The organism is Pseudomonas sp. W5-36, from assembly GCF_046540455.1.
Taxonomy (GTDB): Bacteria; Pseudomonadota; Gammaproteobacteria; order Pseudomonadales; family Pseudomonadaceae; genus Aquipseudomonas; species Aquipseudomonas graminis_B.
This window is the reverse complement of sequence record NZ_JAXCIQ010000002.1, coordinates 619,169-626,949: the sequence shown is the minus strand read 5'-3', so window position 1 is coordinate 626,949 and position 7,781 is coordinate 619,169. Positions and strand designations below refer to the sequence as shown.

The 7,781-nt window shown below is 53.6% G+C and carries 6 protein-coding genes and 2 pseudogenes; 5 read left to right on the top strand and 3 right to left on the bottom strand.

All coding sequences use genetic code 11. From position 1 onward, the window contains the following. Nucleotides 1–625: 625 nt before the first annotated feature. The 3 genes from SLW74_RS05840 to SLW74_RS05830 all read left to right on the top strand — a co-directional run bounded on the left by SLW74_RS05840 (nt 626) and on the right by SLW74_RS05830 (nt 2,324). Nucleotides 626–958 carry a hypothetical protein gene (locus SLW74_RS05840; protein WP_192174988.1) on the top strand — a complete coding sequence of 111 codons (333 nt, stop codon included), beginning with the start codon at nt 626–628 and terminating at the stop codon, nt 956–958. A 674-nt stretch (nt 959–1,632) separates the two neighbouring features. Continuing rightward, nucleotides 1,633–1,887 (top strand): hypothetical protein, encoded by a 255-nt coding sequence (locus tag SLW74_RS05835; RefSeq protein ID WP_244656077.1) that lies wholly within the window; start codon nt 1,633–1,635, stop codon nt 1,885–1,887. Between the two features lie 8 nt (nt 1,888–1,895). Continuing rightward, on the top strand, nt 1,896–2,324 hold the full coding sequence (locus tag SLW74_RS05830; RefSeq protein ID WP_192174989.1) for a hypothetical protein: 429 nt from the start codon (nt 1,896–1,898) through the stop codon (nt 2,322–2,324). Between the two features lie 397 nt (nt 2,325–2,721). Here the strand turns inward: SLW74_RS05830 and SLW74_RS05825 are convergent. The 3 genes and pseudogenes from SLW74_RS05825 to SLW74_RS05815 all read right to left on the bottom strand — a co-directional run. After that, nucleotides 2,722–2,853: pseudogene (locus tag SLW74_RS05825) on the bottom strand (integrase); the annotation flags it as partial. A 150-nt stretch (nt 2,854–3,003) separates the two neighbouring features. Next, nucleotides 3,004–3,558, bottom strand: a pseudogene (locus tag SLW74_RS05820) (sensor histidine kinase); the annotation flags it as partial. Between the two features lie 18 nt (nt 3,559–3,576). Continuing rightward, a complete protein-coding gene (locus SLW74_RS05815; RefSeq protein WP_197984230.1) occupies nt 3,577–4,083 on the bottom strand; it encodes a GAF domain-containing protein in 507 nt (168 codons plus the stop codon). Between the two features lie 570 nt (nt 4,084–4,653). Between SLW74_RS05815 and SLW74_RS05810 the strand changes: the two genes are divergently transcribed. Together SLW74_RS05810 and SLW74_RS05805 are read left to right on the top strand one after the other, a co-directional pair. Then, nucleotides 4,654–6,630, top strand: coding sequence for an ATP-binding protein (locus tag SLW74_RS05810; protein ID WP_244656078.1), 1,977 nt, complete (start codon nt 4,654–4,656; stop codon nt 6,628–6,630). Next, nucleotides 6,621–7,034: a response regulator gene (locus tag SLW74_RS05805; protein ID WP_192174990.1), complete on the top strand. Its 414-nt coding sequence runs from the start codon at nt 6,621–6,623 to the stop codon at nt 7,032–7,034. The genes SLW74_RS05810 and SLW74_RS05805 overlap by 10 nt, the downstream gene beginning before the upstream one ends. The last annotated feature ends 747 nt before the right edge of the window (nt 7,035–7,781 follow it).

Sequence of the window (7,781 nt, the reverse complement as noted above, 5' to 3'; positions counted from 1 at the left end):
AGAACGTCCGGAATGAAACTAATCGGTTCGTCGAGCAGCAGGGTTTCTTGAGCGCGGCAGAGAAAGCTAGCTTTGACCGTGAGTTCGATGCCATTGCGATGCAGCTGTGTAAGTAAGAAAAATGAGCAACGCCCAATTCCCGGCACGAGTGGGGCTGTGGCCGTAGAGGAATACGGCGACGCCGCGGCCAAGATTGACGCTGCATTGGCGACCCTGCGCGCAAAACGCACCTGACACAGGAAAGCACCAGGTTCACCCCAATCCCAGCCATCGAGCTGGGCCGAGGCAGTAGGATAGGGAGCACTCGCTTCCAAAGATCGAGAAGGGAATTCGAATGCAGATCGTGAAAACCAAAGGGCACCTAATCTATAGCGCTAATCATGGAGCACCCAGCCACGCATGCCTCGGGAGTTGTCGGAAGGTTTGGTGGCCGGACGACGTCCCATCGAACTTGGCAGTTCTGGCGAATCCAGCCTGTCCGCAGTGTGGCGGGCCGCTCACGATGGATATCCCATCAGGGCATTACAGTGTGATTTCTGGTAATGCAGGGGTGCTGAAAAAAAAAGGCACAACGATCACAAATGCTGGCCTCAACCTCGGCAATTGATCAGTAAGGAAAATTAGTTTGGCAAAGAAAGTCATCGTGAAAAGCGGCACGGTTTATAACACCCTCGGCGTTGCTAAAGCTTACTTCGATGCTTTACGGGAGAGGACGGCCATCGAGGGCAAGCTCTCAGATCCTGATCGATCTGACGTGCTCGACATCTACCACCGTTATTGCCAACTCGACAGCTGGGGTGGAGAGGTGAAAGACACAGTTGATGTGGTTGCTGTCTGGGACAATAGGGCACGTGGGCCAGGTCAATACGCTCAAACGAAGGCCTTCGCAGTGGTTTCCGAGTCTGGCGAATGCTCCATTTTTAGCATCGGTCAAGCGTTGGCCAAAATAGCGGTCTGATCATCAGACCGAGAATCACGGAAAAATCCGCTGTGCACCACAGGCCTTTGGCAGTACCGGGGCGCGTCTTTCGCGTCCGAGAGTTCAAGGGGAAGATCGCTTCCAGAATGTTGCCGATGTGCAAAAAGAGATCACAGGTAGGTCATGGATGAAAGCAGAACTCAGTGATGCCCCGGAACGAATTACCCGAAGAGGCCACAGGCGTGGCGTGCAAAGTCTTGTCGCGTGCCTAGCAATAGGCAGTGTTATTGGAGTAAGCGCTTTGCTGTGGTCAACCCGATCGGAGCCCCACCGAGGAGTCGCGTCGATGGAATCCAAAGCTCAGGAGTTGAACGCAGAAGTGGACAGGGGCTCTGTCATACGCTCGAGTTCAACATCGTTGGACACGGGTCCTAACCCCGGGCCTCGGCAAACCAGCTTCAATAATCAGAACTTTGTTCCCACGGGCGCTCACAACATTGTCACCTTTCATCACAGCCCCTCTATCCCTCCTCGGGCTGAGTCTCCGCAGAAGGTCAAGCTGACGATCGTCCGGCAAACTCCCAGCATGAAGGATCGGGCGTGCTGGCCTTTCAGGCAGGGGAGTATTGAGTCCCGCAACTGTCGGCTTTCAGTGGGCCTCAAGCATCGCGACTAAAGAAAAATCGTCCGGAGGACTCAACCAATGAGTGATATTGAAAACCGACCTGTTCCATCACCTGGAGCAAGCTGTTCAGGACTTGGACGCTGACTCAATTAGCCTGGCTCACAACATGTTCGACGCCTTGCTGGAGCAGCTTTACGAAATCGGGGCCTTCACCGAGCGCTTTGAAAGAGGGGGCTTTGGTCGTGATGAATCTGCGGGAGCGCAAGGCTCATGGCGTCGACGATCGGCATCTGATTTTCCCCCAAAAGGGCTGTACCGGCTACAACCCGGAAAGTTGAGGTAAAAGCAAAAGTGCGGATTTTCTACTACTTTAAAAAACGTGCACTTCTAGCACGGGTTGCTGCCGAGCTAAAAGCCCAGTGCGATGACCAGGGCCTAGTCAACAAGGTGTGCTACAGCCTACCCGGTGTTCACATTACTGCCGAATTGGCGGAAGGCCGATTTCGGGTGAAGAACCGCCTGCGTGAATGCATGATCGTCACTTTTCTTCTTGCCGAAACCATGTGTGTGGTCGGTGTCCCGATCACTATCAAGGCAGCCTGTTTTGAGCTGCTCAATCAGCGCCGCGCAAGGATTCAGTCGCTGATTGACACCGGTGCTGGTAATGGTGAGCTCAATGAAACTGACATTGTTGACCTGGACCAGATCAGCGATGTTGGTATGCAACTTTTTTGGTCTGAACGCAGGGAGCATTTAGCGAGTTCGCTCATACAACTGTAGATAGGCCCGGGTAGAATTCGAGCTTGGCGAAAAAGATCGAGCACGTGTCCGTGAGCTTGAACGGTTTTTAGCCGCTGCTCAGCCGTCTGGCTCTAAAAAAGCTGCAGCGCAGGCGCGCTATGAACTTCAGGATCGAAGTGGCTTTGACGGCGAATGGTTTCGAATGGGATCAGAGTGGACTTACAAGACGAAGTCCGCCGCTCTGGCAGATCTCACGCGGACTACAGAGGGGAAGGACGATTCGCCATATCGAATACTGGACCGCAAAACCGGCAAGATCCTGACGGCGTGAGCGGAGCCCCGGGTTGATTTCACCCGCACCCCGCTTTGCCTTGCTGCCCGCCTATTAATGGTAACGTTACCTAAAACCTTAACTTTTCCGCGCTGCACACACAACTCAATACTTCACCCTGAACGTGGGTGAGTCCTCTGGCCGGTTCTGCCGGCGATCGTAGATCCGCGTCGTGCTGATATTGGCGTGGCCCAGCCAAGCCTGGACCTTGGCGATATCCGCCTCGTGCTCCAGGGCATATGCGAGCAGGCTGCGCTCGATAATTACATGATTTCTTTGCTGAAGAATTACTGCTAACACCATCGCGCGATTTTTTGAAAATCGTGAACCATTGTTTGATGGTTCGGCATAGAAAGTCTGAGGCAATCCGGCAGAACCTCGGAATAATCAAGCAGAGAATTCCAGAGTAAAGCGTGAGCCAGGAAGAGCATTTTCCCACTGAGGTTCACCTCCCAGCTGCCTGCTCAAGCGAGAGATGAGTTTCATGCCTAAGCTAGCGGGGTTCCTCTGCTGCCAATCCTCAGGTAACCCCGGGCCACGATCACGAACTTCCAATCGTAGACGATCGCCGTTGGACTTTATGCTGATGCTTACATCGCCTGGTTTCTGTGGAGAGGCGTATTTCACTGCATTGGTGACCAGCTCGTTCACCAGCAGGCCTAGAGGAATTGCGTCATCTGTGGGAATCATTACAGGAGGAGCTTCGTACGTCAGGATTTTGGTCGACGCAGAGCTGCTGAATTTCTCGCAAAGTTCCCTCAGGAAATCCTCCAGGTTCAGGCTTCGCACTTCGCCCGTTTGCCATAAACGGTCATGCAGTTGCGCAATGGTCAATACGCGTGTTTCTGCATCGCCGAGTGCTTGGCGAAGTTCTTCGGACGGTGAGCTGTTGCTCTGCACGCGCAGCAACCCCGCCACAATCGCCAAGCTGTTCTTGACCCTATGGCTGACCTCCTGCGTCTACACATGCTGGTATTCAAGGGCTTGCCGTAATTGCTCTTCGTTAGCCCGCATTGCGTCTTCATAGCTCTGACGTTGCAACGCAACGCCCAGGAGATTGGCAAAGGCTTGCATAAATGCCAGATCAGCGTCGGTGAATCGGCCATCGAGCGGGCTGTCCACTTCGAGTACGCCATAGGGCTCATCCGCGACTAGTAAAACCACGTTGATCGCTCGCTTCACGTTGTGGTCAGCTAGGATTCGTGGTGTGCGGAAACGCGCTTCTGCCTGCAGGTGGTTTGAAATGACCGCTCGTCTTGTCTGAAAAGCGAAACCCGCCGGGCTTTCCAGATCGGCTCCTGCGCGTGCATGACCTACGTATCCAGGTTTCCAGCCCACACCGGCGATCATTAGAAAGTCGCCCTCTTGCGGCTGAAACGCCATGACCTTGCAAAGCAGGGTGGACATGCCCTCTGCACACAGACGGGTAGCCTCCTGAAGCAACAGCCCTGCATCGTGGGTTTTCAAGGCGAGCAGTCCAAAATCTGCCGTCAGCTGCTGTTGACGGAGTCGGTAAGCCAACTCTTCGGCGTTGGCCGCTCCTTGCTCTGGGGGAGGGGCACAGCATTGTAATGATCAGCGGACATCAATGACCTCTATGACGGGGGTTCCCTTCGTTTCGACTGAGAGCCTTTGTCATGGCCGTCCAGATCCGTCCTGGGAGTTAGCAGTGAAGCCTTACGAATACGAGGGATTTTAAAGGGATGCGCTTGGGCCGTAAATCCAGGCAAATAGGTTTTACCCGAACCTTGGCGTCTAGAATGGGTCTGCTAGCAGATATTCGTTTACCCTATACCTTCTCGGCGCCTGTACTACACGGACGCACCGCTGCGCAGCCTTTGCTCGTAATGTCACCCTACCTCTTTGGATTGAGCCGGCATGCCCATACCCCCTGCTGATGAATTTGTTTCTTCCTCAAGGGGGAAGCTGACTTCTGACGTTCCACCCATGATCGGTGGGGGCCAAATGGGTGACCTGGTTCGAGGGACTGATTGGTCTCTAACCCCTTTGGGTGATTACAACCGCTGGCCAGCCTCTATGCGCACGGCACTGTCGCTGGTGTTGAACGCCAAAGGCATAGCTGCTTTATATTGGGGAGAACGGCAGTGGCTTCTGTACAACGATGCCTATGGTCTCGCGTTAGGGGATCGGCATCCTTCGGCTTTCGGACAGCCTATGCCTGACGTCCTAACGGACATTGGCCCCGTCCTTGGTCCTCAAGTTGCCCAAGTGCTGAGGACTGGTAAAGGGTTTGCCATCGAGAAGTTGTCCATGACCATGAACCGGCATGGCCATGATGAGGAGACCGTCTGGACCTACAGCTTTTCCCCCATACAGGGCGAGAGCGGTGGGTTTGCCGGCGTCCTGCTTCTTGCTACTGAAATGACTCAGCAGATCCTGGCCGATCGTGAGAGGGATAAAGCCGAAGGGGCTCGCGCGCAGGCAGTTGTCCAGCTGAAGGAGCTGAATGCTCGGCTCGAAGCAGAAGTTAATCGGCGCACCGAGGATCGAAACAGGCTGTGGTTACTGTCTTCCGATATCATGATTCGGTGCACATTTGAAGGGTTGATCACCGCTGTCAACCCCGCTTGGACTGGTTTGTTAGGTTGGCAGACGGATGAGTTGATTGGTCGGACCATTTTCGAGCTGATTCACCCCGAGGACCTGGACCATACAATCAAAGCAGTAAACATGTCGGCTAGTGGACATGCTTACAGTCGGTTCGACAATCGCTTCCGTCACAGGGACGGCAGTTACCGAAGGATTTCATGGTCAACCCAGCCGGATGACCAGCAAATTAACGCGGTAGGACGTGATTTCACGGCTGAATATGACGCCGCGCAGGCTCTGGCTAAAGCAGAAGAAGCATTGCGCCAATCTCAGAAAATCGAGGCCATTGGTCAGCTCACTGGCGGTGTAGCCCACGACTTTAACAACCTGTTAACAGTGATCAAATCCTCTACGGATATGCTCAAACGGCCGGACATTGCCGATGAGCGTCGGGCTCGGTATGTGTCCGTTATCTCGGACACCGTTGAGCGGGCGGCGAAAGTAACTTCACAGCTTTTGGCTTTTGCCAGGCGTCAAGCATTGAAGCCATCAGTGTTTGTCGCCTGCGACAGCGTAAAAGCCTTGGCTGGGATGATAAGTACCATGGTGGGGTCTCAAGTAGAGATCAGCCTTGCTCTGCCCGAGCAAAATCATTTTATCCGTGCCGACCCCAATCAGTTTGATACCGCATTGGTAAACATGGCTCTCAATGCTCGGGATGCCATGCAAGGCCAAGGGCGTCTCACGTTGCGAGTCCACGCTGCAAAGCAATTGCCTGCTGTGCGATCGCATCCTGCCATTGCTGGCGACTACGTTGCTGTTTCGCTTAGTGACACCGGCTCCGGTATCCCCCCAGAAAATCTGGAACAAATTTTTGAGCCCTTCTACACCACCAAGAGCGTAGGCAAAGGGACCGGGCTTGGACTGTCCCAGGTTTTTGGTTTCGCGAAACAATCGGGCGGCGAAATCGTAGTGACAAGTACGGTCGGCCAAGGCAGCACATTCACTCTTTATTTGCCTCGCGTAGTCCAGTCAGCTGAAAGCTCTAACGCTCCTGCTTCTGTTGCGCTCATTAACGGACATGGGACACGCGTATTGGTGGTTGAAGACAATGTTGATGTGGGCACCTTTACGGTCCAATCGCTCACGGACCTCGGTTATGCTCCCTTCCTGGCTCACGACGCCCAGGAGGCACTTGCCGAATTGGCAAAGGATGCCTACCAATTTGATATCGTGTTTTCTGACGTGGTCATGCCAGGCATGAGCGGTATCGAATTAAGGCAGGAAATTGAGCGCTTGTACTCAGACTTGCCGGTTGTGCTGGCTACCGGATACAGCCATGTACTTGCGCAGAATGGCGCCACAGGTTTTGAGCTTGTGCATAAGCCTTACTCGGTAGAGCAGCTATCGAGCGTACTTCAACAGGTGCTCAGCGCGACAAGGCAAGAAACGCAATGCCCATAATTTCGTTTTCATCGAAGGAAGAGCCCGTCAGTGGTAGCGTGGTGATTGTCGAAGACGATCCCTTGATGCATCGGTTGATCGTTGAAATCTTTACTGACCATGGTGCTGACTCCATTGGATTTTTCAGCGCTGACGAAGCCTTGATGCGCCTCCTGCAGTCCAAAATTCCCTGTGCATTGCTGATCACCGATTTTACTCTGCCAGGTCAGCTTGATGGCAAGGAACTCGCGATGATGGTGCATAAGCGCTGGCCAAGTACCGCGATTATAGTGACCACCGGCTACGGAACTGAGGTGAGCCGTGACCTGCCTGCCGGAGTCGCATTCCTGCAAAAGCCTTGGAGTTTGGATCAGCTGGTTCAAACAGCCAGGCATATGCTCAAAACGGCCACTAATCGCAGCTAGACATTTAGGGACTTACGTTAAATCCCGCTATGGATATTTAAGCACGGCAATGCGCAAGGTAATTTACTGCGCAGAACCGTTGAAGATTTAAGCGGTGTGGTGTTTTACCTCAAAGGTCTAGCGAGTGCAGAGCATGTGCTGCGGTGGTGTAACCGTCCACCTGTGAGCCTAAATGAATAGGAGAAGCCCGTGGTCTGCCGCCTGCTCAATTCCAGATATGATCCCCGACGTATGATTCGAGCGATAGGGCTGCCCCTGGAGTTGCAGGAGGGTCTACAGACATGTGTTGAACAGATCATGAGTGCGCAGAACATCATAGATCTGAGTCACGCTCATGGCCGTGCCCTAGGTCTGAGCACCGGCTTCGGGATGGTGAACGCTATTACCCGTACGCATTTCAACCTATTGGGTGAGATCTATCAGCGGGCCTTCGACGATCGCCTTGTAATGCTGAGCAACCGGCGCATTCCTTGACCATAGCCTGGTACCGGCCGGGAGATGCTCATTTGATGATGGCCTTTTCCCGCCCGTAACGAAGCAGCGTTCCGATGGGTTTGACATCATCTCGCGAAAGCCAACAGGCCAGTCAGCCCGACCCTCCAGCTTTCGCAGCTGACGATGTCAATTCAAGGTATGGTCACTGTGACCGTATGGTAAGCGGATGGCGAACACACCTTCGGAACTCACACATTCATGAATGAAAATGTGCCCACGTTTAAGCGGACACAATACAAACTTTTATTGTGC

Coding starts and splice junctions, on each gene's coding strand:
- SLW74_RS05810 (WP_244656078.1), top strand. CDS start 4,654: ATGCGCACGGCACTGTCGCTGGTGTTGAACGCCAAAGGCATAGCTGCT.
- SLW74_RS05805 (WP_192174990.1), top strand. CDS start 6,621: ATGCCCATAATTTCGTTTTCATCGAAGGAAGAGCCCGTCAGTGGTAGC.